20 protein-coding genes are annotated in these 21,686 nt (G+C 55.1%); 12 read left to right on the top strand and 8 right to left on the bottom strand.

What is annotated here, in order from left to right; genetic code table 11:
* The first annotated feature begins 9 nt into the window (after positions 1 to 9).
* From dksA to panD, 7 genes are all read left to right on the top strand, one after another.
* On the top strand, positions 10 to 465 hold the full coding sequence (gene dksA / locus ACQ3G7_RS09975) for an RNA polymerase-binding protein DksA (RefSeq protein ID WP_007373199.1): 456 nt from the start codon (positions 10 to 12) through the stop codon (positions 463 to 465).
* A 92-nt stretch (positions 466 to 557) separates the two neighbouring features.
* On the top strand, positions 558 to 1,454 hold the full coding sequence (gene gluQRS / locus ACQ3G7_RS09970; protein WP_430889695.1) for a tRNA glutamyl-Q(34) synthetase GluQRS: 897 nt from the start codon (positions 558 to 560) through the stop codon (positions 1,452 to 1,454).
* Positions 1,455 to 1,510: 56 nt separating this feature from the next.
* Positions 1,511 to 2,908: a polynucleotide adenylyltransferase PcnB gene (gene pcnB / locus ACQ3G7_RS09965; protein WP_430889739.1), complete on the top strand. Its 1,398-nt coding sequence runs from the start codon at positions 1,511 to 1,513 to the stop codon at positions 2,906 to 2,908.
* Complete coding sequence (gene folK / locus ACQ3G7_RS09960; protein ID WP_430889694.1) at positions 2,905 to 3,384, top strand: 2-amino-4-hydroxy-6-hydroxymethyldihydropteridine diphosphokinase; 480 nt, start codon at positions 2,905 to 2,907, stop codon at positions 3,382 to 3,384. The genes pcnB and folK overlap by 4 nt, the downstream gene beginning before the upstream one ends.
* A gap of 108 nt (positions 3,385 to 3,492) precedes the next feature.
* Positions 3,493 to 4,284, top strand: coding sequence for a 3-methyl-2-oxobutanoate hydroxymethyltransferase (panB, locus tag ACQ3G7_RS09955; protein WP_263098022.1), 792 nt, complete (start codon positions 3,493 to 3,495; stop codon positions 4,282 to 4,284).
* A gap of 11 nt (positions 4,285 to 4,295) precedes the next feature.
* Positions 4,296 to 5,159: a pantoate--beta-alanine ligase gene (panC, locus tag ACQ3G7_RS09950; RefSeq protein ID WP_430889693.1), complete on the top strand. Its 864-nt coding sequence runs from the start codon at positions 4,296 to 4,298 to the stop codon at positions 5,157 to 5,159.
* A gap of 109 nt (positions 5,160 to 5,268) precedes the next feature.
* The gene (gene panD, locus ACQ3G7_RS09945; protein WP_061497624.1) at positions 5,269 to 5,649 is read left to right on the top strand and encodes an aspartate 1-decarboxylase; all 381 of its coding nucleotides are present in this window, start codon (positions 5,269 to 5,271) and stop codon (positions 5,647 to 5,649) included.
* A 4-nt stretch (positions 5,650 to 5,653) separates the two neighbouring features.
* Here panD and ACQ3G7_RS09940 read toward each other — a convergent pair whose 3' ends face one another.
* The 3 genes from ACQ3G7_RS09940 to ACQ3G7_RS09930 form a co-directional block, all read right to left on the bottom strand.
* A complete protein-coding gene (locus tag ACQ3G7_RS09940; protein ID WP_430889692.1) occupies positions 5,654 to 6,898 on the bottom strand; it encodes a polysaccharide deacetylase family protein in 1,245 nt (414 codons plus the stop codon).
* A gap of 132 nt (positions 6,899 to 7,030) precedes the next feature.
* Complete coding sequence (locus ACQ3G7_RS09935) at positions 7,031 to 7,801, bottom strand: ABC transporter permease (RefSeq protein ID WP_430889691.1); 771 nt, start codon at positions 7,799 to 7,801, stop codon at positions 7,031 to 7,033.
* Positions 7,798 to 8,724 (bottom strand): ABC transporter ATP-binding protein, encoded by a 927-nt coding sequence (locus tag ACQ3G7_RS09930; protein WP_263098026.1) that lies wholly within the window; start codon positions 8,722 to 8,724, stop codon positions 7,798 to 7,800. Before ACQ3G7_RS09930 ends, ACQ3G7_RS09935 begins: the two co-directional genes overlap by 4 nt.
* A gap of 107 nt (positions 8,725 to 8,831) precedes the next feature.
* On the opposite strand from ACQ3G7_RS09930, the gene can reads away from it, so the two are divergent.
* Positions 8,832 to 9,494: a carbonate dehydratase gene (gene can, locus ACQ3G7_RS09925; RefSeq protein ID WP_200552633.1), complete on the top strand. Its 663-nt coding sequence runs from the start codon at positions 8,832 to 8,834 to the stop codon at positions 9,492 to 9,494.
* Positions 9,495 to 9,521: 27 nt separating this feature from the next.
* Here the strand turns inward: can and hpt are convergent, their stop codons facing one another.
* Positions 9,522 to 10,058, bottom strand: coding sequence for a hypoxanthine phosphoribosyltransferase (gene hpt / locus ACQ3G7_RS09920; RefSeq protein ID WP_061497633.1), 537 nt, complete (start codon positions 10,056 to 10,058; stop codon positions 9,522 to 9,524).
* 205 nt (positions 10,059 to 10,263) lie between these two features.
* Here hpt and ACQ3G7_RS09915 point away from each other — a divergent pair, with 205 nt between their 5' ends.
* Positions 10,264 to 12,654 (top strand): glucose/quinate/shikimate family membrane-bound PQQ-dependent dehydrogenase, encoded by a 2,391-nt coding sequence (locus ACQ3G7_RS09915; RefSeq protein WP_430889690.1) that lies wholly within the window; start codon positions 10,264 to 10,266, stop codon positions 12,652 to 12,654.
* 86 nt (positions 12,655 to 12,740) lie between these two features.
* On the opposite strand, the gene cueO is transcribed toward ACQ3G7_RS09915, so the two are convergent.
* Positions 12,741 to 14,375, bottom strand: coding sequence for a multicopper oxidase CueO (gene cueO / locus ACQ3G7_RS09910; protein WP_430889689.1), 1,635 nt, complete (start codon positions 14,373 to 14,375; stop codon positions 12,741 to 12,743).
* 144 nt (positions 14,376 to 14,519) lie between these two features.
* Between cueO and ACQ3G7_RS09905 the strand changes: the two genes are divergently transcribed.
* From ACQ3G7_RS09905 to speD, 3 genes are all read left to right on the top strand, one after another.
* Positions 14,520 to 14,867, top strand: coding sequence for a YacC family pilotin-like protein (locus ACQ3G7_RS09905; RefSeq protein WP_061497638.1), 348 nt, complete (start codon positions 14,520 to 14,522; stop codon positions 14,865 to 14,867).
* A gap of 142 nt (positions 14,868 to 15,009) precedes the next feature.
* Positions 15,010 to 15,867, top strand: coding sequence for a polyamine aminopropyltransferase (gene speE / locus ACQ3G7_RS09900; protein WP_430889688.1), 858 nt, complete (start codon positions 15,010 to 15,012; stop codon positions 15,865 to 15,867).
* 14 nt (positions 15,868 to 15,881) lie between these two features.
* Positions 15,882 to 16,676 (top strand): adenosylmethionine decarboxylase, encoded by a 795-nt coding sequence (gene speD / locus ACQ3G7_RS09895; RefSeq protein ID WP_263098031.1) that lies wholly within the window; start codon positions 15,882 to 15,884, stop codon positions 16,674 to 16,676.
* Between the two features lie 29 nt (positions 16,677 to 16,705).
* On the opposite strand, the gene yacL is transcribed toward speD, so the two are convergent.
* The 3 genes from yacL to ACQ3G7_RS09880 form a co-directional block, all read right to left on the bottom strand.
* Positions 16,706 to 17,068: a protein YacL gene (gene yacL / locus ACQ3G7_RS09890; RefSeq protein ID WP_088237396.1), complete on the bottom strand. Its 363-nt coding sequence runs from the start codon at positions 17,066 to 17,068 to the stop codon at positions 16,706 to 16,708.
* 286 nt (positions 17,069 to 17,354) lie between these two features.
* Positions 17,355 to 19,952, bottom strand: coding sequence for a bifunctional aconitate hydratase 2/2-methylisocitrate dehydratase (acnB, locus tag ACQ3G7_RS09885; protein ID WP_430889687.1), 2,598 nt, complete (start codon positions 19,950 to 19,952; stop codon positions 17,355 to 17,357).
* Between the two features lie 267 nt (positions 19,953 to 20,219).
* On the bottom strand, positions 20,220 to 21,647 hold the full coding sequence (locus tag ACQ3G7_RS09880; protein ID WP_430889686.1) for a hypothetical protein: 1,428 nt from the start codon (positions 21,645 to 21,647) through the stop codon (positions 20,220 to 20,222).
* Positions 21,648 to 21,686: the final 39 nt, after the last annotated feature.

The raw sequence follows: 21,686 nt of genomic DNA, 5'->3' as shown, positions 1-21,686 counted from the left end.
AGAAGCAACATGCAAGAAGGGCAAAACCGTAAAACATCGTCCCTGAGTATTCTCGCCATCGCTGGGGTGGAGCCGTATCAAGAGAAGCCGGGCGAAGAGTATATGAACGAAGCCCAGCTGGCTCACTTCAAGCGCATTCTTGAAGCATGGCGTAATCAACTTAGGGATGAAGTCGATCGCACCGTCACACATATGCAGGACGAAGCTGCAAACTTCCCTGATCCGGTTGATCGTGCCGCACAGGAAGAAGAGTTCAGCCTCGAACTGCGTAACCGTGATCGCGAGCGCAAGCTGATTAAAAAGATCGAGAAGACGCTGAAAAAAGTGGAAGACGAAGATTTCGGCTTCTGTGAATCCTGCGGTGTGGAAATTGGCATCCGCCGTCTGGAAGCGCGTCCGACCGCCGATCTGTGCATCGACTGCAAAACGCTGGCGGAAATCCGCGAAAAACAGATGGCGGGTTAATCACCCGTTATCACTGATGGCGTACCACAACGCTGTGGTTGCGCCCTATACGGCGGGATTTATTCCCGCCCTATATTTTTTTGCCTGTTGATATGCCTGAATCACACTATATTGGGCGCTTTGCGCCATCTCCCTCTGGTGAACTGCATTTTGGTTCGCTGATCGCTGCGCTTGGCAGCTACCTGCAAGCCCGCGCCAGTCAAGGCCTTTGGCTTGTTCGCATCGAAGATATTGACCCTCCACGCGAAGTCCCCGGTGCAGCAAACACCATCCTGCGTCAGCTTGAACATTACGGCCTGCAGTGGGACGGCAATGTACTCTGGCAGTCACAGCGCCATGAGGCCTACCGCGACGCGCTCGCCACTTTGCAACGTGAAGGATTAAGCTATTACTGCACCTGCTCGCGCGCGCGGATTCAACGCGTGGGCGGCATCTATGATGGCTATTGCCGTACCCGCCATAACGGCCCGGAAAACGCGGCCGTACGCCTGATGCAGCAGCATCCGGTGCTGGCGTTTGATGACAAACTGCGCGGTCATATCATTGCCGATGAAAAACTGGCGCGGGAAGATTTTATTATTCATCGCCGCGATGGGCTGTTTGCTTACAACCTGGCGGTGGTGGTTGATGACCATTTTCAGGGTGTTACCGAGATTGTGCGTGGTGCGGATTTGATCGAACCCACGGTGCGGCAAATTTCCCTGTATCAACACCTTGGCTGGCCGACGCCAGAGTACATTCATTTGCCGCTGGCGCTGAATGAGCAGGGAAATAAGCTCTCCAAGCAGAACCATGCGCCCGCCTTGCCTGCTGGCGATCCGCGCCCCATAATAATCAGGGCTTTACAATTCCTGAACCAGGATGTAACACAAGAATGGCAGGATCTCAGCATTGAGGCATTGCTGAAAAGGGCGGTGGCGAACTGGGCGCTTTCCCGCGTGCCGGGAGCAGCGTGTGCGAATACGGCATTCTCAAATGCCTCGCGCTGAGCTATGATTAGCCGCTATTTTTTTGTCCTGACGTTTGACACTTACCGAGGTGTACTATTTTTACCCGAGTCGCTAATTTTTGCCGCAAGGTGCTGAGCCGCGAAGAGAGCATGGTCGTTGAGGCTATGGCCCAACCACAGATGACGGTTATTCCGCGTGAGCAGCACGCTATTTCCCGCAAAGATATCAGTGAAAACGCGCTCAAGGTGCTCTATCGTCTGAATAAAGCGGGCTACGACGCTTACCTGGTGGGCGGCGGCGTGCGTGACTTATTGCTGGGCAAAAAACCAAAAGATTTTGACGTTACCACCAGCGCGACCCCGGACCAGGTACGTAAACTGTTCCGCAACTGCCGCCTGGTCGGTCGCCGTTTCCGCCTCGCGCATGTGATGTTCGGGCCGGAAATCATCGAAGTCGCCACCTTTCGCGGGCACCATGACGATCAACAAACCGATCGTACCATCTCCCAGCGCGGGCAAAACGGTATGCTGCTGCGCGACAATATCTTCGGCTCCATCGAAGAAGATGCCCAGCGCCGCGACTTCACCATTAACAGTCTCTATTACAGCGTAGCCGATTTTACCGTTCGCGATTACGTGGGCGGTATGCGCGACCTGGAAGAAGGCGTGATCCGCCTGATTGGCAACCCGGAGACGCGTTACCGCGAAGATCCGGTACGCATGCTGCGCGCCGTGCGTTTCGCCGCCAAGCTGAACATGCGCATCAGCGAAGAAACCGCCGAACCTATTCCACGTCTCGCCACCCTGATCAACGATGTACCGCCAGCGCGCCTGTTTGAGGAGTCGCTCAAACTGTTGCAGGCGGGCTACGGCTACGACACCTGCCAGTTGCTGCGCGAATACGGCCTGTTTCAGCCGCTGTTCCCGACCATCACGCGCTATTTCACCGAAAACGGCGATAGCCCGATGGAGCGCATTATCGAGCAGGTACTGAAGAACACGGATAACCGCATCCGCAATGATATGCGTGTTAACCCGGCGTTTCTGTTTGCCGCCATGTTCTGGTATCCGCTGCTGGAGAATGCCCAGCGCATCGCACAAGAAGGCGGGCTGGCCTATTACGACGCTTTCGCGCTGGCGATGAATGATGTGCTGGACGAAGCCTGTCGTTCACTGGCAATTCCGAAGCGCATTACCACGCTGATTCGCGATATCTGGCAGTTGCAGTTGCGTATGTCCCGTCGTCAGGGGAAACGCGCCTGGAAACTGATGGAGCATCCGAAATTCCGCGCCGCCTACGACCTGATGGCACTGCGCGCCGATGCCGAAAACAACGGTGAGCTGCAACGTCTGGTGAAATGGTGGGGTGAATTCCAGGTTTCTGCGCCGCCAGCGCAAAAAGATATGCTGGATGATTTAGGTGATGAACCGGCTGAACGCCGTCGTCATCGTCGACCACGCAAACGCACACCGCGTCGCGAGGGCAATGCGTGACCCTCGCGTATATTGCGCTGGGTAGCAATCTGGCGTCACCGCTCGACCAGGTTAATGCCGCCATAACGGCCATTGGGGAGATCCCACAAAGCCGGATTGTGGCGGTTTCTTCACTGTACCGCACTCCTCCGCTTGGCCCGCAGGATCAACCGGACTATCTCAACGCCGCCGTGGCGCTGGAAACGGAACTCGCGCCCGAAGCGCTGCTCGATCACACCCAGCGTATTGAGTTGCAACAAGGTCGCGTGCGTAAAGCGGAGCGCTGGGGACCACGTACGCTTGACCTGGACATTATGCTGTTCGGTGAATTAACGTTGAATATCCCCCGTCTGACTGTCCCTCATTACGATATGAAAAACCGCGGCTTTATGCTGTGGCCGCTGTTTGAAATCGCACCTGAATGCGTGTTCCCGGATGGCACCTCCCTGCGGTCAGTACTGGCGCAACTTAACGCGCCGAAACCTGACGCCTGGTAATATTTCCTTTCTGCCCACCCGCGTCCCACGGGTTGTCTAAAATCATTGCCCACCTGAGTGTTGCTGTTAGAATGCGCCAAGATTCGTTTTGGACTATCAGGAAACGCTATGAAACCGACCACCATCTCCTGGCTGCACAAGTGCAAGCAGGAAAAGAAACGCTTCGCAACCATCACCGCTTACGACTACAGCTTCGCGAAACTGTTCGCCGAAGAGGGGATTAACGTGATGCTGGTGGGCGACTCGCTTGGGATGACGGTACAAGGTCATGACTCCACCCTGCCGGTAACGGTGGCGGATATCGCCTATCACACGCAGGCCGTACGCCGTGGCGCACCGGCCTGTCTGCTGCTTGCCGACCTGCCGTTTATGGCGTATGCCACGCCGGAGCAGGCATTTGAGAACTCCGCGGTGGTGATGCGCGCAGGCGCCAATATGGTCAAAATCGAAGGCGGCGCCTGGCTTGCGCCTACCGTCAAAATGCTCACAGAACGCGCCGTGCCGGTGTGCGGGCATCTGGGGTTAACCCCGCAATCGGTGAATATTTTCGGCGGCTATAAGGTCCAGGGACGCGGTGAGGCCGCACAGGGACTGTTTGATGATGCGCTGGCGCTGGAAGCCGCAGGCGCGCAATTGCTGGTGCTGGAGTGCGTACCGGTTGAGCTGGCGCAGCGTATTACCGATGCGTTGAGTATCCCGGTGATTGGCATTGGCGCAGGTAACGTCACCGATGGTCAGATTCTGGTCATGCACGATGCCTTCGGCATTACCGGCGGCCACATTCCTAAATTCGCTAAAAATTTCCTGAATGAAGCAGGCGACATGCGCGCCGCCGTTAGGCAGTATGTTGCTGACGTTGAGTCCGGCGTCTACCCGGGCGAAGAACACAGTTTCCATTAAGGAGTCCTGTTGTGTTGATTATTGAAACCCTCCCGCTGCTGCGTCAGCATATCCGCCGACTACGCCTGGAAGGTAAACGCATTGCGCTGGTGCCCACCATGGGCAACCTGCATGATGGTCATATGAAGCTGGTTGAGGAAGCCAAAGCCCGCGCCGATGTGGTGGTAGTGAGTATTTTCGTTAACCCGATGCAGTTCGATCGGCCGGATGATTTAGCGCGTTACCCGCGCACCCTGCAGGAAGACTGTGAAAAGCTGAACAAACGCAAAGCGGATATCGTCTTTGCCCCGGCCCCTGCGGATATTTACCCACAGGGCACCGATACCCAGACTTATGTCGACGTACCCGGCATCTCCACCATGCTGGAAGGTGCAAGCCGCCCGGGTCATTTCCGGGGCGTGTCGACCATCGTTAGCAAGCTGTTTAACATGGTGCAGCCGGATATCGCCTGTTTTGGCGAGAAGGATTACCAGCAGTTACAGCTTATTCGCAAAATGGTGGCCGATATGGGCTACGACATTGAGATTGTCGGCGTTCCCACCGTGCGGGCAAAAGATGGCCTGGCACTGAGCTCACGTAATGGTTACCTCACCGCCGATCAGCGCAAAATCGCCCCGGCGCTCAGCAAAGTCATGAACGCACTCGCAGATAAACTGCTGGCAGGCGAGCGCAACTGCGACGAGCTGATTACGATTGCTGAGCAGGAGATCAATGACGCCGGTTTACGCGCCGATGATATCCAGATCCGCGATGCAGACACACTACAGGCGTTATCCGACGGCAGCCAACGGGCAGTGGTGTTGATGGCGGCATGGCTTGGTCAGGCGCGGCTTATCGACAATAAAGTGGTTGAACTCGCCCATCAGGCGGGGTAAAAAAATGGGCAATACGCCACCTGTGATCATGCAGACGTGGCACGCCGTACGGGGGGATACGCATGGAGCCGCCCCCTCTTTCAGGTTACTTATCAGTAGGGTTTAACTTATGATTCGCACAATGCTGCAAGGCAAGCTCCACCGCGTCAAAGTGACACAGGCCGACCTGCATTACGAAGGTTCCTGCGCCATTGACCAGGATTTCCTTGAGGCGGCTGGTATTCTGGAATACGAAGCCATTGATATTTACAACGTGACCAACGGGAAACGCTTTTCCACCTATGCGATTGCCGGTGAGCGCGGCTCAAAAATTATTTCGGTTAACGGCGCGGCAGCGCACTGCGCAGATGTGGGCGATATCCTGATCATCGCCAGCTACGTCACCGTACCGGACGAGGTTGCCCGTAGCTGGCAGCCGAAAGTGGCCTATTTTGATGGCGACAATGAGATGAAACGCACGGCCAAAGCCGTGCCGGTTCAGGTTGCCTGATGCCCTAGCCCTGCGGCTGATTACTGATCAGCCGCGACATCGCTTCCAGCGAATCCGTTCTTAGCACATACAGTCGTTTCAGCAAGAACGGATTATCCCCCGGTTTTACCTTCCCGCGCACCGTGGTGACCGCCAGATGGAAACCGGCGTCATTCGCCGCCTTGACCGCTTTATCGTCATACACGCCAAACGGATACGCCAGGTAGAGCACGTGCGGGTTGAACTGCGCCAGCGCGCGGCGCGAACGTTTAAAATCAAACAGAATGTTGTGATAGTTGCGGCTCAGTAGAATCGGATGCATGGCATCGTCGACCCGGTGCAGAAAATGGGTATGCGACTGCACATCAAACACATCGCTGATATCGTATAGCTCTGACACGCTCATAAACTGCAGCGTCTTCGGATCCCACGGCTGCGGTTTCAGCTTGATACGCGACGAGATAATAAACGCCGTGGCTTTGAAATTATATTCACGCAGGATAGGCCAGGCATAACGACGGACCGACTTCAGCCCATCATCAAAGGTGATCACCACCGAACGCGCCGGCAGATTCATACGGTTACGGACGTAGCCTTCCAGTTGATACATTGACAGGGTGGTATAGCCCTGATCGCGCAGCCAGGTCATCTGGTTCGTAAAAGCACGCACCGACGTGGTGGTCGAGGTGTGACGAAAACGGGTGTTCTCTTCATCACGCAGAATATGGTGGTACGTCAGCACGGGAATGCCATTATCTTCCTGCGCATCCAGGCTGCTCACCCACGCCAGCCGGTTGCCAATGCGGATCTGGAACCAGGTCTGGTTCAGACGATCTTTGAGCTTATCAATAATCGGGTAACGCAGGTTTTCCGCCAGCGTGCCAAACGGCTCACTGGTCACATCCGGTGCGTTATAGAGCGGCGTGTCCTGCCAGGTAATGAGATTCTGGTTACTGAGCGGTTTGTTCAGATCGCCAAGGCTATCTTCCACGCGCTGGTTGCCGGAAACCAGCCCCAAATGCCCTTTGTCGATAAACCCGCTGCCGAAGCCGAAGCGAAACGCATAGTAATCTTCCGCCCCCGGGACAACGGCAAGGATTTGCCCGGCGCGAATATTGCCAACGGTAACCACTTTGTCGCCGACTTGCGCCCAGATATCGGCATCTTCGGTGGTTTGCATATAGCGAGCAGGAACGCGTTGTTCACTCACAATGCTGGCAGAAGCGCTGCAGGTTATCAGCAGCAACAGAATGGTAATCAAACGAGACATGAGACGAACCGGCTTGAGAAAGTGAGCCCAGTGTAACAAAGCAGAAACAGATACCAACGGCTCTTTTTAGTACAAAAAATACGCTAATCCAGGGGATTGGCTCTCTCCCGCAGAAGAGAGCCAGGCCTGGTTTTAGCTGCGCAGCCCGCGTCCGCGCTGGATCAGATACCAGCAGAACAGATAAAAGGCGACGATAAACACCACCAGCACCCCGACTGTGGTAAACAGCGGTACATCGGTAATGCCAAGGAAACCAAAACGGAACCCGCTGATCATATAGACAATCGGGTTCAGATGAGACAACGCCTGCCAGAACGGCGGCAGCAGCGTCAGTGAATAGAACACCCCGCCAAGATAGGTCAGCGGCGTCAGCACAAATGTCGGGATCAGGCTGATATCATCAAACGTTTTGGCAAAAACCGCGTTCAATAAACCGGCGAGAGAAAACAGCACGGCGGTGAGCAACAGCGTCAGGGCGACAAACAGCCACGAATGCACCTGAAACGGCACGAAAAACAGCGATACGGCGGTCACCAGTATGCCAACGCACAGCCCGCGCGCCACACCGCCGCCGACGTAACCGGCGATAATGACATGCGTCGGCACCGGGGCAACCAGCAACTCTTCAATATTGCGCTGAAATTTCGCGCTAAAGAAGGACGAGGCCACATTGGCGTAAGCGTTGGTGATCACCGCCATCATGATCAACCCCGGCACGATAAACTGCATGTAGGTAAAACCGTGCATTTCACCGATGCGTGAACCGATCAGGTTGCCGAAAATAATAAAATAGAGCGTCATGGTGATCACTGGCGGCACCAGTGTTTGCACCCAAATGCGCATAAAACGCTGGATCTCTTTGTACCAGATACTCTTCAGCGCCACCCAAAAAAGCTGCATCATGCGCTTTCTCCTTTTCTCTCATGCACCAGCGTGACGAACAGCTCTTCGAGACGGTTGGCCTTATTACGCATACTCAATACCTGCACGCCCTGCGCGCTAAGCTGGCTGAACACGCTATTTACCCCCTGCTCACGCAAGACTTCCACTTCCAGCGTGGAGGTGTCCACCAGCCGGTATTGGTACCCTTCCAGCTTCGGAAGCGGGCTTTTCGGCGCTAAATCGAGAATAAACGTCTCTGACTTCAGCTTCGAGAGCAGCGCTTTCATTGAGGTGTTTTCAATCAGGTCGCCGCGCTGAATAATGCCAATATTGCGGCACAACATTTCGGCTTCTTCCAGATAGTGGGTGGTCAGAATAATGGTGGTGCCTTTATCGTTCAGATCTTTCAGGAACCCCCACATTGAGCGGCGTAACTCAATATCCACGCCTGCGGTTGGCTCATCGAGGATCAGCAGTTTCGGCTCGTGCATCAGCGCACGGGCAATCATCAAACGGCGTTTCATGCCGCCGGAAAGCATCCGCGCACGTTCGTTACGTTTTTCCCACAGATCGAGTTGATTCAGGTACTTTTCGCTGCGAACCAACGCCTCTTTACGATCCACGCCGTAGTAACCGGCCTGGTTCACCACAATCTGCTGCACGGTTTCAAACGGGTTAAAGTTAAACTCCTGCGGCACCAGCCCTAGCTGGCGCTTGGCGTTAACGACGTCTTTGTCCAGATCGTAACCAAAGACGCTGACACGCCCGGAGGTTTTATTTACCAGCGAACTGATAATGCCAATGGTGGTGGATTTTCCCGCGCCATTCGGCCCAAGAAGCGCATAGAAATCGCCCGCTTCGACTTTTAAATCAATGCCGCGCAGCGCCTGAACGCCGCCCGGATAGGTTTTTTTAAGCTGCTCAAGCTCCAGTGCAATGGTCATGAATTATCACTTACCTGTTTTCTTACACTCGATGTGTGGTTTAAAAAGAGTTGGAGTTAACCTATATTAGCGCAACGCACTTATCTGGTTACAGGTTGTTAACTTCCATGAAAGACATAGATACACTCATCAGCAATAATGCACTATGGTCAAAAATGCTGGTGGAAGAAGATCCCGGATTTTTCGAAACACTGGCGCAAGCACAGAAGCCGCGCTTTCTCTGGATTGGATGCTCTGACTCCCGCGTTCCCGCCGAACGCCTTACCGGCCTCGAACCCGGCGAACTGTTTGTTCACCGAAATGTTGCCAACCTGGTTATCCACACCGATTTGAACTGCCTCTCCGTGGTTCAGTACGCCGTGGATGTGCTGGAAGTTGAACACATCATCATTTGCGGCCACTACGGCTGCGGCGGTGTACAGGCCGCGGTTGAAAACCCGGAACTGGGTCTTATCAACAACTGGCTGCTGCATATTCGCGATATCTGGTTTAAACATAGCTCGCTGCTTGGCGAAATGCCGCCGGAACGTCGTCTCGATACGCTGTGCGAACTGAACGTCATGGAGCAGGTGTATAACCTTGGTCACTCGACGATCATGCAGTCCGCATGGAAACGTGGGCAGAAAGTGACGATTCATGGCTGGGCCTACGGCATTCATGATGGCCTGCTGCGTAATCTGGATGTCACCGCCACCAACCGCGAAACGCTGGAACAGCGTTACCGTCAGGGTGTTTCCAACCTCAGTCAGAAACACAGTAATCACAAATAACAATCGGGGCCGTCGGCCCCGATTTTTTTATTCTTCCAGCATGACCACTTTGCCGACATACGGCAGATGGCGATAGCGCTGCGCATAATCAATGCCGTAACCCACCACAAACTCATCCGGAATGGAAAAACCGACAAACTCAACGGGTACGTCCACTTCACGACGGGAAGGTTTATCCAGCAGGGTGCAAATCGCCAACGATTTCGGCTCGCGCAGGCTGAGGATTTCACGCACTTTCGACAGCGTATTACCCGAATCGATAATGTCTTCGACGATCAGCACGTCTTTGCCGCGAATGTCTTCATCCAGATCTTTCAGGATTTTCACATCGCGGGTGGTGGACATACCGCTGCCGTAGCTGGAGGCGGTCATAAAATCGACTTCGTGAGAAACCTGCACTTCACGGCACAGGTCAGCCATAAACATAAACGATCCACGCAGCAGCCCCACCAGCACCATTTCGCTGCCGCTATCTTTGTAACGTTCAGTGATTTGACGACCCAGCTCAACGATACGCGCTTTGATCTCCGCTTCCGGGATCATCACTTCAACAGTGTGTTTCATTTTAACTAACCATATGATTTAAATAGTAAATCATTCAACACCGGTTGAGAGCGCCGGTAATTGAAACGCAAGGTGCGCAGTATACCAGCAAAAAGATCATTAGGTGCCATTCCGCAACAAAGCTCATTTTGTGATGACGATCACACTTGTTAACTCCTATAATTAATTGCTATCAAAATATTAACAAACTGATGAGTGTCTTTTTATGGCAGAAACAAAAACGCAACAGCCGCGGCGTCTGGTGACGCTGACGGCGCTGTTCGCAGCCTTTTGCGGGCTGTATCTGTTAATCGGCGGTGCCTGGCTGGTCGCCATTGGCGGCTCCTGGTACTACCCTATCGCAGGCCTGGTGATGCTGGCGGTGACCTGGTTGCTGTGGAAAGGCCAGCGTGCGGCATTATGGCTGTATGCCGCCCTGTTGCTGGTCACCATGATCTGGGGCGTGTGGGAAGTCGGTTTCGATTTCTGGGCGCTCACGCCGCGTAGCGACATCCTGGTCTTCTTCGGTATCTGGCTGATTCTGCCGTTTGTCTGGCGGCGATTAGTCGTCCCCGCTCGCGGCGCGGTCGCTGCGCTGGTGGTGACGCTGCTGGTCAGCGGCGGCATTCTGACGTGGGCCGGTTTTCACGATCCGCAAGAGATCCGCGGCACGCTGAGTGCAGAGAGTACGCCTGCACAGGCTATCTCTGCGGTTGCTGACAGCGACTGGCCCGCTTACGGTCGTAATCAGGAAGGGCAGCGTTACTCGCCGTTGAAGCAGATCAACGCCGATAACGTGCATAATCTGAAAGAAGCGTGGGTGTTTCGCACCGGCGATCTGAAGCAGCCGAACGATCCGGGTGAAATCACCAACGAAGTGACGCCCATTAAAGTTGGCGACTCCCTATTCCTGTGTACTGCGCACCAGCGCCTGTTCGCCCTCGATGCCGCCACGGGTAAAGAGAAATGGCACTTCGATCCGCAACTGAATACCAATCCGACCTTCCAGCATGTCACCTGCCGTGGCGTTTCTTATCATGAAGCGACCGCTGACAATGCCAGCCCGGATGTGGTGGCGGATTGCCCGCGCCGCATTATCCTGCCGGTGAATGATGGTCGTCTGTTCGCCGTCAACGCGGATAACGGTAAGCTGTGTGACTCCTTTGCCAATAAAGGCATTCTCAACCTGCAAACCAATATGCCGGTGACCACACCGGGCATGTACGAACCCACCTCGCCGCCCATCGTCACCGATAAGGTGATTATTATTGCCGGTGCGGTAACGGATAACTTCTCCACCCGTGAGCCTTCGGGGGTGATCCGCGGTTTCGATATCAATACCGGTAAACTGCTGTGGGCCTTCGATCCGGGCGCGAAAGATCCAAATGCGATCCCGGCCGATGAACACCACTATACCGTCAACTCGCCGAACTCCTGGGCGCCTGCCGCCTATGACGCGAAGCTGGATTTGGTCTATCTGCCGATGGGCGTCACCACGCCGGATATCTGGGGCGGTAACCGCACACCCGAGCAGGAGCGTTACGCCAGTTCGATCGTCGCACTGAACGCCACCACCGGCAAACTGGCCTGGAGCTACCAGACCGTTCACCACGATTTGTGGGACATGGATATGCCGTCGCAGCCGACGCTGGCGGATATCAGCGTCAACGGCAAAACGGTTCCGGTGATTTATGCGCCGGCGAAAACCGGCAACATTTTCGTACTGGATCGTCGTAATGGCGAATTGGTGGTGCCCGCGCCGGAAAAACCAGTGCCGCAGGGGGCTGCCAAAGGCGACCATGTCACCCCTACCCAGCCGTTCTCCGATTTGAGCTTCCGTCCGAAGAAAGATCTCAGCGGGGCGGACATGTGGGGCGCCACCATGTTCGATCAGCTGGTGTGCCGCGTCATGTTCCACCAGATGCGCTATGAAGGCATTTTCACCCCGCCGTCGGAACAGGGCACGCTGGTGTTCCCGGGCAACCTCGGGATGTTTGAATGGGGCGGCATCTCTGTCGATCCGCATCGCCAGGTCGCCATTGCCAACCCGATGGCGCTGCCGTTTGTGTCGAAGCTGATCCCGCGCGGTCCGGGTAACCCGATGGAACCGCCGAAAGACGCGAAAGGCACCGGCTCAGAGTCGGGGATCCAGCCGCAGTACGGTGTACCGTACGGCGTAACGCTGAACCCGTTCCTGTCGCCGTTCGGTCTGCCGTGTAAACAACCGGCATGGGGTTATATTTCCGCTCTCGATTTGAAAACCAATCAGGTGGTGTGGAAAAAACGTATTGGTACGCCGCAGGACAGCATGCCGTTCCCGATGCCAGTTCCGGTGCCGTTCAATATGGGGATGCCGATGCTTGGCGGCCCGATCTCCACAGCGGGTAATGTGCTGTTTATCGCGGCCACCGCTGATAACTACCTGCGCGCTTACAATATGAGCAACGGTGAAAAACTGTGGCAGGGTCGATTGCCGGCAGGCGGTCAGGCCACACCGATGACCTATGAGGTCAATGGCAAACAGTATGTCGTCATTTCCGCTGGCGGTCACGGGTCGTTCGGCACCAAAATGGGCGACTATATTGTCGCTTATGCACTGCCGGATGATGCCAAATAAAGAGAACGCAGCCCGGTAGCGAGATTGCTTACCGGGCCGAACACTCTCGCAGCCGGAGGCGCGTTTTGACGCCCTCCGGCTTTTTTTTACACCGTAAACCCTAACATCATCCCGGTATCTTCATGCTCCAGCAGATGGCAGTGCGCCATATAAGCATGCTCTTTTGGCGCATCATGCTGGAAACGCACTAACACTTCACTGCGCGCCCCGTAAACATTCACGGTATCTTTCCAGCCCGCGCGATGCGCCGCAGGCGGTTTGCCGTTTTCTGACAGGATACGGAACTGGGTCCCGTGAATATGGAAGGGGTGCAGCATCATGTCGCCTTCGCCCGAGATCACCCAGCGTTCGTACTGCCCTTTTTGCGCCGCAAAAGCCGGAGTGGTCATGTCGAAGGCTTTGCCGTTGATCCGGTTGGCGGAGTGGAAATCAAACCCGCCGTTACCGTGGTTCATCGTACCCTGATCACTGTTCATCCCGCCATGGTTCATCTGGCCATGATTCATTTGCATCGTGCCCATCTGCCCGTGACTCATCGGCATATTCCCGCTCTGGGTATGACTCATTTGCCCATGGCCCATCATCATGCCGGCCATTGCCGCATCACCGTACTTCTGTTGCAACGCCTGCATCCCCATCATGTCGAGCATCGGGTCCATCGACAGTTGCAGCGTCCGTTGCGTTAACCCTTCGAGCGGAGGCAACGCAGGCAGCGATGCGAGCTTATCGGGCAATATGCCGGAAGCGGTGACCTGCAACGGCTGAATACGCAGCACCGGCTGCGGCTGGTCAAACGGCGCAACCGTCATCCCCATCTGCTGTACCGGTAGCGTAACAAGATCGAAGGGCTTACCGTCGCTGATATCCACCAATACTTCGAACCGCTCGCCCATCAACATCGGTAATTCACTGACCTTGACCGGTTCACTGAGCAAGCCGCCGTCGCTCGCGATCACATACAGCGGGCGTTTATCGCTGGCCGCAACATTAAGCGAACGCGCATTACAGCCATTGAGCAAGCGCAGACGTAACCAGCCGCGGGGTGCGGCGTGCTGAGGATACACCGCGCCATTAGTCAGTAAGGTATCGCCAAACCAGCCCACAGCCGCGGTCATCACATCAAGCTGGTAATCAACTTGCCCCTGCGCGGTAAACCTTTTGTCCTGCATAATTACTGGAACATCGTCAATGCCCCACTGTTGCGGCAGGCGCAGTTGGCGAAGCGTATCATCTTCAATCAGTACCAGCCCGGCGAGCCCCATTGCCACCTGGCGGCCAGTTTTACCGTGCTGATGCGGGTGGAACCAGCAGGTTGCCGCCTGTTGCGTGGGGGTAAAGGTTACCGTACGGCTGCCGCCGGGTTTGATGACGCCCTGCGGCCCGCCATCAACCTCACCTGCGACTTCAACGCCGTGCCAGTGCACAGTGGTCTCTTCGGCCAGCGTATTGCGGATATCAACAGTGACGGCGCGCCCCTGGCGGAGCTGAAGCGCAGGCCCAAGCAGTGAGCCGTTGTAACCCCAGGTGGTTGCAGATTTACCGCCGAACAGGGTTTCCCCCGCTTGTACCGTAAGCTGAATACGGCTTTGCGCATCGGGGCTGAGCAGTGGCGGGATGGGGAGTGTCGGGCGTTCAGCGGCAAACAGCGATCGGCTCCATAGCGGCAGCGCGCTCATTACGCCTAACGCGGCGGAATATTTCAAAAAATCACGGCGTTGCATGGGCATTTCCTTATCAATTGCAGGCGATATTTTGAGCATAAACCCTCCCCCTGCCGGAAGGTCAAGAAATCAGATAATAATAAATATCGTCGCCCTATCAGGACTGTGCTAACGTTTAAATTCCGTTACGCCGTGGTAGAAATAATGAAGACGTTTTTCAGAACAGTAGTCCTCGGCAGCCTGCTGGCTGTCTCCGCTAACAGTTATGCGCTAAGTGAATCCGAAGCTGAAGATATGGCCGATCTGACGGCCGTGTTTGTATTTCTGAAAAACGACTGCGGCTATAACAACTTGCCTAACGGGCAGATCCGTCGCGCACTGGTCTTTTTTGCCCAGCAAAACCAGTGGGATCTCAGCAACTATGACACCTGGGATATGAAATCGCTGGGTGAAGATAGCTACCGCGACCTGAGCGGCATTGGTATTCCTACCGCAAAAAAATGTAAAGCCCTCGCTCGCGACTCCCTTAGCCTTCTCGCCTACGTCAAATAATCGTTCCCTGTCCCGTCCTCTTTCTGATCGCACTGCGCCACGAAGCAAGACGGGATAACGGTGAAATTCTGACCGTGCAACCCCGGTCAGAGTTAGCTATGATGTTGCGCCCATTTTCGCGGTGTTAACAAAGGAGCAACCTATGGCCGACAACGCCGTGTGGCACGAGACCCTGCATGACCACTTTGGTCAATACTTTGCCGTTGATAAAGTGCTGTATCATGAGAAAACCGATCATCAGGATCTGGTCATCTTCGAGAATGCGGCGTTTGGTCGCGTAATGGCGCTGGATGGCGTTGTTCAGACCACCGAACGTGATGAGTTTATCTACCACGAAATGATGACCCATGTTCCGCTGCTGGCTCACGGCCACGCAAAAGATGTGTTAATCATCGGCGGTGGCGATGGGGCCATGTTGCGTGAAGTTTCGCGCCATAAAAATATTGCCACCATTACCATGGTGGAAATCGACGCAGGCGTCGTCTCTTTCTGCCGTCGGTACCTGCCGAATCACAGCGCAGGCGCGTATGACGATCCCCGTTTTCAGTTGGTGATCGACGATGGCGTCAATTTTGTTAACCACACCCGCCAGACATTCGACGTGATCATTTCTGACTGCACGGATCCTATCGGTCCGGGGGAGAGCCTGTTCACCTCCGCCTTTTATGAGGGCTGCAAACGCTGCCTGAACCCGGGCGGGATCTTCGTGGCGCAGAATGGCGTAAGCTTTCTGCAACAAGAGGAGGTCACCGGCAGTCATCGCAAGTTGAGTCACTATTTTAGCGACGTCAGTTTTTATCAGGCAGCGGTTCCGACCTATTACGGCGGCATCATGACGTTTGCCTGGGCGACGGATAACGAAGCATTGCGCCACCTCTCAACCGGGATCATCGCCGCCCGTTTCCATACTGCCGCAATAACCTGCCGTTACTATAATCCGGCGATTCATACGGCGGCTTTCGCCTTGCCGCAATATTTGCAAGACGCTCTGTCCTTCTAAGGAGGTGATGAAAATTGAAAAAGCTGAAGCTGCATGGCTTTAACAACCTGACAAAAAGCCTGAGTTTTTGTATCTACGACATCTGCTACGCCAAAACAGCGGAAGAGCGTGACGGCTACATTGCCTATATTGATGAACTCTATAACGCCAACCGTCTGACAGAGATCCTGAGCGAAACCTGCAATATTATCGGTGCCAATATCCTGAACATTGCCCGCCAGGATTACGAGCCGCAGGGCGCGAGCGTGACCATTCTGGTGAGCGAAGAACCCGTCGACCCGCAGCTTATTGATAAAACCGAGCACCCGGGCCCGCTGCCGGAAGCGGTGGTCGCGCATCTGGATAAGAGCCATATTTGCGTCCATACCTACCCGGAAAGCCATCCTGAGGGCGGGTTGTGCACGTTCCGCGCCGATATCGAGGTCTCCACCTGCGGCGTTATCTCTCCGCTCAAAGCGCTGAATTACCTGATCCACCAGCTTGAGTCAGATATTGTCACGGTCGATTACCGCGTGCGCGGCTTTACCCGCGACGTTAACGGCATGAAGCATTTTATCGATCATGAGATTAATTCGATTCAGAACTTTATGTCTGATGACATGAAATCACTGTACGACATGGTGGACGTGAACGTTTATCAGGAAAATATCTTCCATACCAAGATGTTGCTTAAAGAGTTCGATCTTAAGCACTACATGTTCCATACCAAACCGGAAGACCTGACCGCAGAAGAACGCAAAGAGATCACAGAAGCGTTGTGGAAAGAGATGCGCGAGATCTACTACGGCCGCAATATTCCAGCCGTATAACCCGCGACGGAGCACGGAGGCTCCTTTATCTATCGCTGTTTCAGGAATTCGCGATAGGCGGCCACCACCTGAAGAAAATCCTCCACGCCGCACAGCGACAGGCTCTCTTCATCGTAATAGCTCATCCCTTCTTCCATCTCATCACCGGAAAATTCCAGCTGGTTGGCGCGCACCATCACCTCTTCGCCATCCATCCACAGCGTGTATTCATGCCCGGCGCGTTGCCAGGAGCGCTCGCTGCCCTTCACCGTTTTCGCCGCCTGCTCCACTTCATCCAGTAAAGCCAGGTTCTCTTTCACTTCTTCATTAAACCAGTGTCCGACAGCTTCGTGGCCCATCGACATACGCACCTTCACCACGCCGGTGACATCACGCAGAAATTCGTAATCCATAATCGCTTCCTCCTGCCGGCCTGATGGCCCGCCTATGCTGTAATTATCGCAGCACACTGCCAGAAAAAAAGCGTAGTAACGGGAAGCAACGAAAAATATCCGCGTGAGGACGTTTCGCCTGCGCGGAAATCATCCGTCTGGTTGCTGTGGCGCATAAGACACAGGATGATTGCGGCGGTACCCGCGTTTTCGATATGTCAGTAATAGACATTTGATGCGCTTAAAAAGCGATTTTTTGCAGCGCGAGGGGAAAGAAAAAAGCCACCCCGAAGGGTGGCTCTGGCACTCAGACCGCAGTCTGGAAAATCACACCGTCTGCTTTATCAGTGTACTGATTAAGCTGGTCGAAGTTCAGGTAGCGGTATGTGTCTGCAGCGGTTTTATCCACCTGCGACATAAAGTTAAGGTACTCTTCCGGCGTCGGCAGTTTACCGGTCAGCGCAGCGACCGCCGCCAGCTCCGCAGATGCCAGGTAAACGTTCGCCCCGGTACCTAAGCGGTTCGGGAAGTTACGGGTGGACGTGGATACCACAGTCGAACCGTCCGCCACACGCGCCTGGTTACCCATGCACAGGGAGCAGCCCGGGATCTCAATGCGCGCGCCGCTCTTACCGAACACGCTGTAATACCCTTCTTCCGTCAACTGCGCGGCATCCATACGGGTCGGCGGCGCAACCCACAGGCGGGTCGGCAGCTGGCCTTTATGGCTGTCCAGCAGTTTACCGGCGGCACGGAAGTGACCGATGTTCGTCATACAGGAACCGATAAACACTTCATCGATGCTCGCACCCTGCACGTCAGACAACAGACGCGCGTCGTCCGGATCGTTCGGTGCACAGAGGATCGGCTCTTTGATTTCCGCCAGATCGATGTCGATGACCGCCGCGTACTCCGCGTCAGCATCGGCTTCCAGCAGTTGCGGATCCGCCAGCCATTTTTCCATGCCCTGCACGCGACGTTCCAGCGTACGACGATCGCCGTAGCCTTCAGAAATCATCCACTTCAGCAGCACGATGTTCGAGTTCAGATACTCGATAATCGGTTCTTTGTTCAGTTTGATGGTGCAACCGGCAGCCGAACGCTCAGCAGAGGCATCCGTCAGCTCAAACGCCTGCTCGACTTTCAGATCCGGCAGACCTTCGATTTCGAGGATGCGGCCAGAGAAGATGTTTTTCTTCCCTTTCTTCTCAACGGTCAGCAGGCCTTGTTTGATGGCATACAGCGGGATGGCATGCACCAGATCGCGCAGGGTAATACCCGGCTGCATTTTACCTTTGAAGCGCACCAGCACAGATTCCGGCATATCCAGCGGCATAACGCCGGTGGCGGCGGCAAACGCCACCAGGCCAGAACCCGCCGGGAAGGAGATGCCGATCGGGAAACGGGTATGCGAGTCACCACCGGTACCGACGGTATCCGGCAGCAGCATACGGTTCAGCCACGAGTGGATTACGCCGTCGCCCGGACGCAGGGAAACACCGCCACGGTTCATAATGAAGTCCGGCAGCGTATGGTGCGTGGTCACGTCTACAGGCTTCGGATAGGCCGCCGTGTGGCAGAAAGACTGCATCACCAGGTCGGAAGAGAAGCCCAGGCAGGCCAGGTCTTTCAGTTCATCACGGGTCATCGGACCGGTGGTGTCCTGAGAACCCACGGAGGTCATTTTCGGTTCGCAATAAGCGCCAGGACGGATACCGGCCACGCCGCAGGCGCGACCGACCATTTTCTGCGCCAGCGAGTAGCCGCGGCTGCTCTCCGCCACGTCTTTCGCCTGACGGAACACATCGCTGTGCGGCAGACCCAGCGCTTCGCGCGCTTTGGTCGTCAGCCCACGACCGATAATCAACGGAATACGGCCACCGGCGCGCACTTCGTCGATCAACACGTCGGTTTTCAGCTCAAAGCTGGCCAGCAGTTCGCCGGTTTCATGGTTGCGAACTTCACCTTTAAACGGGTAAACGTCGATCACGTCGCCCATATTGAGGCTGTTCACATCCACTTCGACAGGCAGCGCGCCCGCATCTTCCATGGTGTTGAAGAAGATGGGCGCAATTTTACCGCCGAGCACCAGACCGCCGCCGCGCTTGTTCGGCACGTTCGGAATGTCATCGCCCATAAACCACAGTACGGAGTTGGTGGCGGATTTACGGGAAGAACCGGTACCGACCACATCGCCGACATAGGCCAGCGGGAAACCTTTTTTCGCCAGCGCCTCGATCTGTTTGATCGGACCAACAACGCCCGGCTCATCCGGCTCAATGCCTTCACGGGCGTTTTTCAACATCGCCAGCGCGTGCAGCGGGATATCCGGGCGGGACCAGGCATCCGGCGCCGGAGAGAGATCATCGGTGTTGGTTTCGCCGGTGACTTTAAACACCGTCACGGTAATTTTGTCGGCCAGTGCCGGGCGGCTCAGGAACCATTCTGCGTCGGCCCAGGATTGCATCACCTGTTTCGCGTGGGCGTTGCCCGCTTTGGCTTTCTCTTCCACATCGTAGAAGTTGTCGAACATCAGCAGCGTGTGGGACAGCGCTTTAGCGGCGATCGGCGCCAGTTTGTCGCTATCCAGCGCATCAATCAGCGGATGAATGTTATAGCCGCCCTGCATGGTGCCCAGCAGTTCAATGGCTTTTTCAGGGGTAACCAGTGGGGAGGTGGCGTCGCCTTTGGCGATGGCAGCAAGGAAACCCGCTTTAACATAGGCGGCTTCATCAACGCCTGGCGGGACACGGTTAGTCAGCAGATCAATCAGGAATTCTTCTTCGCCAGCAGGCGGGCTTTTCAGCAGCTCGACAAGGCCTGCCATTTGGGTTGCATCTAATGGTTTTGGCGCAATCCCCTCAGCGGCACGTTCAGCTACGTGCTTACGGTATTCTTCTAGCACGACGGTTCTCCTCGCTCTCATTGTCATAATGCGGCAGGCGTTTCTCTTCACTCTCCTGTGAGACAGCAGTTTGTAGGGTAAATCCGCGAACCGCGTTCGGCAGCATAGCAGGATTTACGGGGGGTGTTAATCTGTTTACAAAAAAGCAACATAAAAAATTGGCTGAATCGTTAAAGGCGGAATAAAGCAGACGGCAGACGGTTTTTAGGGAACAGAATCGACGCCATAAAAAACAAAAAACGGCCCCAAAGGACCGTTTTTATGACGTTATTGTGACAACGTTCGTAGCAAGGAAACCACGTTGTTGCGCGTGTATTGTTCCGGGGTAACGGTTTGATCAACCAGTTCTCCCATCACATATTTTTTCACCGTTTCGCGGTTGTTCACCTGCTCGTGGTGTCCCACGCTCGCCAGTTGCCCGCGCGCCGTGTAATTGAGGGTCGTGCTGCTCTCTTCGTCATTTTCCAGCAAGTGGTAATAGTAGTTCTGCGACGACTTCATGCCGTTCAGCGACAGCGGGAAAGAGGGATCTAACGCTTGATGCCAGGCGGCGCTGGTATGGCTACGCGCGGTCTGCTTCAGGGTTTTTGAGCCATCACTGGCGACAGACTCTTCGGTCGTTTGCGAAGCCTGGTAGGAAAAACGATCTTTCTCTTCTTCATGCAGCGGGTTGATGGATTTTTCCGTTTGCGTCAGTGATAAAGAGAAGTCATTCAGCCCGCTTAGCTGCGATTTACCATTATCGCCGACGCGAATATCCGCCACGCCCACTTTTAATGACTCATCGTTTTCCGTCGTGGTATTTAACGCCCTGAATACCGATTTCAGCGCTTCCATCTGCGCGCGATCGCCGTGACCGGCAATGCGCGCTTTATCAAACTTGCTGTCGTAGGCATTCAGCGCACTTTGCTGCTGTGCATAGTTGCCAGACAGCCCGGATTGAGAAAGGTCGCTGCTCATCTTCAGCGAGAAATCCTTATCTTCATAGGCAATCCAGCGTTCTTTCGTGTCCGCATGGAAATTGAGCGATTGCAGCGACGTGTCGCCAGTGCGCATATCCGTTTTCAAATCCACCGATTTGAGCACACTGCTGTCAAACTGCGTTAACCCCTTCACGTCGACTTCAGGCGGGTTGCGGCCCAGTCCTGATAACGTTTTTTGCAACGACTCGCCCAGTTTGGCGACCGCCTCAGCTTCGTCATCGTTCAGACTGTCGCCTTCCGTTTTGACCTCCACCGCCATGCCATCATCCTGCTGGGTCATGATCAGATGAACAGTGGAGCCAGATTGCGTGACGATATCCAGCGTGATAGCGGACTCATTTCCGCCGCTCCCGTTCATCCCGACGCCGGTGAGTGCCTGGGTGAAATCGGCGCGATTTTCTTTCAGGTTACTGAGCAGCACGCTGCCCAGACTGCCAAATGCGGAAACAGAGTTGCTCCCCTTTGCAGACTGCATCAATGCCTGGATAGTCGCATTGTTTTGCAGGGATGTGCTGGCGCTGATTTTCTTCGGCGACAGGCTATACACCGCGGCGATTTCTGCGGTCTGGCTGCCAAACATCACTTTTGCCGATGCCGTTGCACCCGCAGAAGTGCTGTTACTGCTGGCGGTACGCGCCGAAGTGTTCACTGTTGACGATGGGGTAACACGCGCCGCGGAAGAGAGCGACGACAGGTTGAGGCCGTTGATCATGACGATAAAACTCCTTCTCTCGCCGGGAATGGTCGACAG

The sequence above is a fragment of the Kosakonia sp. N21 genome, assembly GCF_050587465.1.
GTDB lineage: Bacteria > Pseudomonadota > Gammaproteobacteria > Enterobacterales > Enterobacteriaceae.
The sequence above is the reverse complement of the archived record's forward strand: the minus strand, read 5'-3'. Positions and strand labels throughout refer to the sequence as shown.

Excerpts from the sequence above, each read along its gene's own strand:
- panD (WP_061497624.1), top strand. The coding sequence starts at position 5,269 with ATGATTCGCACAATGCTGCAAGGCAAGCTCCACCGCGTCAAAGTGACA.
- ACQ3G7_RS09930 (WP_263098026.1), bottom strand. The coding sequence starts at position 8,724 with ATGACCATTGCACTGGAGCTTGAGCAGCTTAAAAAAACCTATCCGGGC.
- ACQ3G7_RS09905 (WP_061497638.1), top strand. The coding sequence starts at position 14,520 with ATGAAGACGTTTTTCAGAACAGTAGTCCTCGGCAGCCTGCTGGCTGTC.
- dksA (WP_007373199.1), top strand. The coding sequence starts at position 10 with ATGCAAGAAGGGCAAAACCGTAAAACATCGTCCCTGAGTATTCTCGCC.
- yacL (WP_088237396.1), bottom strand. The coding sequence starts at position 17,068 with ATGGATTACGAATTTCTGCGTGATGTCACCGGCGTGGTGAAGGTGCGT.
- ACQ3G7_RS09880 (WP_430889686.1), bottom strand. The coding sequence starts at position 21,647 with ATGATCAACGGCCTCAACCTGTCGTCGCTCTCTTCCGCGGCGCGTGTT.
- can (WP_200552633.1), top strand. The coding sequence starts at position 8,832 with ATGAAAGACATAGATACACTCATCAGCAATAATGCACTATGGTCAAAA.
- speE (WP_430889688.1), top strand. The coding sequence starts at position 15,010 with ATGGCCGACAACGCCGTGTGGCACGAGACCCTGCATGACCACTTTGGT.
- gluQRS (WP_430889695.1), top strand. The coding sequence starts at position 558 with ATGCCTGAATCACACTATATTGGGCGCTTTGCGCCATCTCCCTCTGGT.
- hpt (WP_061497633.1), bottom strand. The coding sequence starts at position 10,058 with ATGAAACACACTGTTGAAGTGATGATCCCGGAAGCGGAGATCAAAGCG.
- ACQ3G7_RS09935 (WP_430889691.1), bottom strand. The coding sequence starts at position 7,801 with ATGATGCAGCTTTTTTGGGTGGCGCTGAAGAGTATCTGGTACAAAGAG.
- ACQ3G7_RS09915 (WP_430889690.1), top strand. The coding sequence starts at position 10,264 with ATGGCAGAAACAAAAACGCAACAGCCGCGGCGTCTGGTGACGCTGACG.
- panB (WP_263098022.1), top strand. The coding sequence starts at position 3,493 with ATGAAACCGACCACCATCTCCTGGCTGCACAAGTGCAAGCAGGAAAAG.
- cueO (WP_430889689.1), bottom strand. The coding sequence starts at position 14,375 with ATGCAACGCCGTGATTTTTTGAAATATTCCGCCGCGTTAGGCGTAATG.
- ACQ3G7_RS09940 (WP_430889692.1), bottom strand. The coding sequence starts at position 6,898 with ATGTCTCGTTTGATTACCATTCTGTTGCTGCTGATAACCTGCAGCGCT.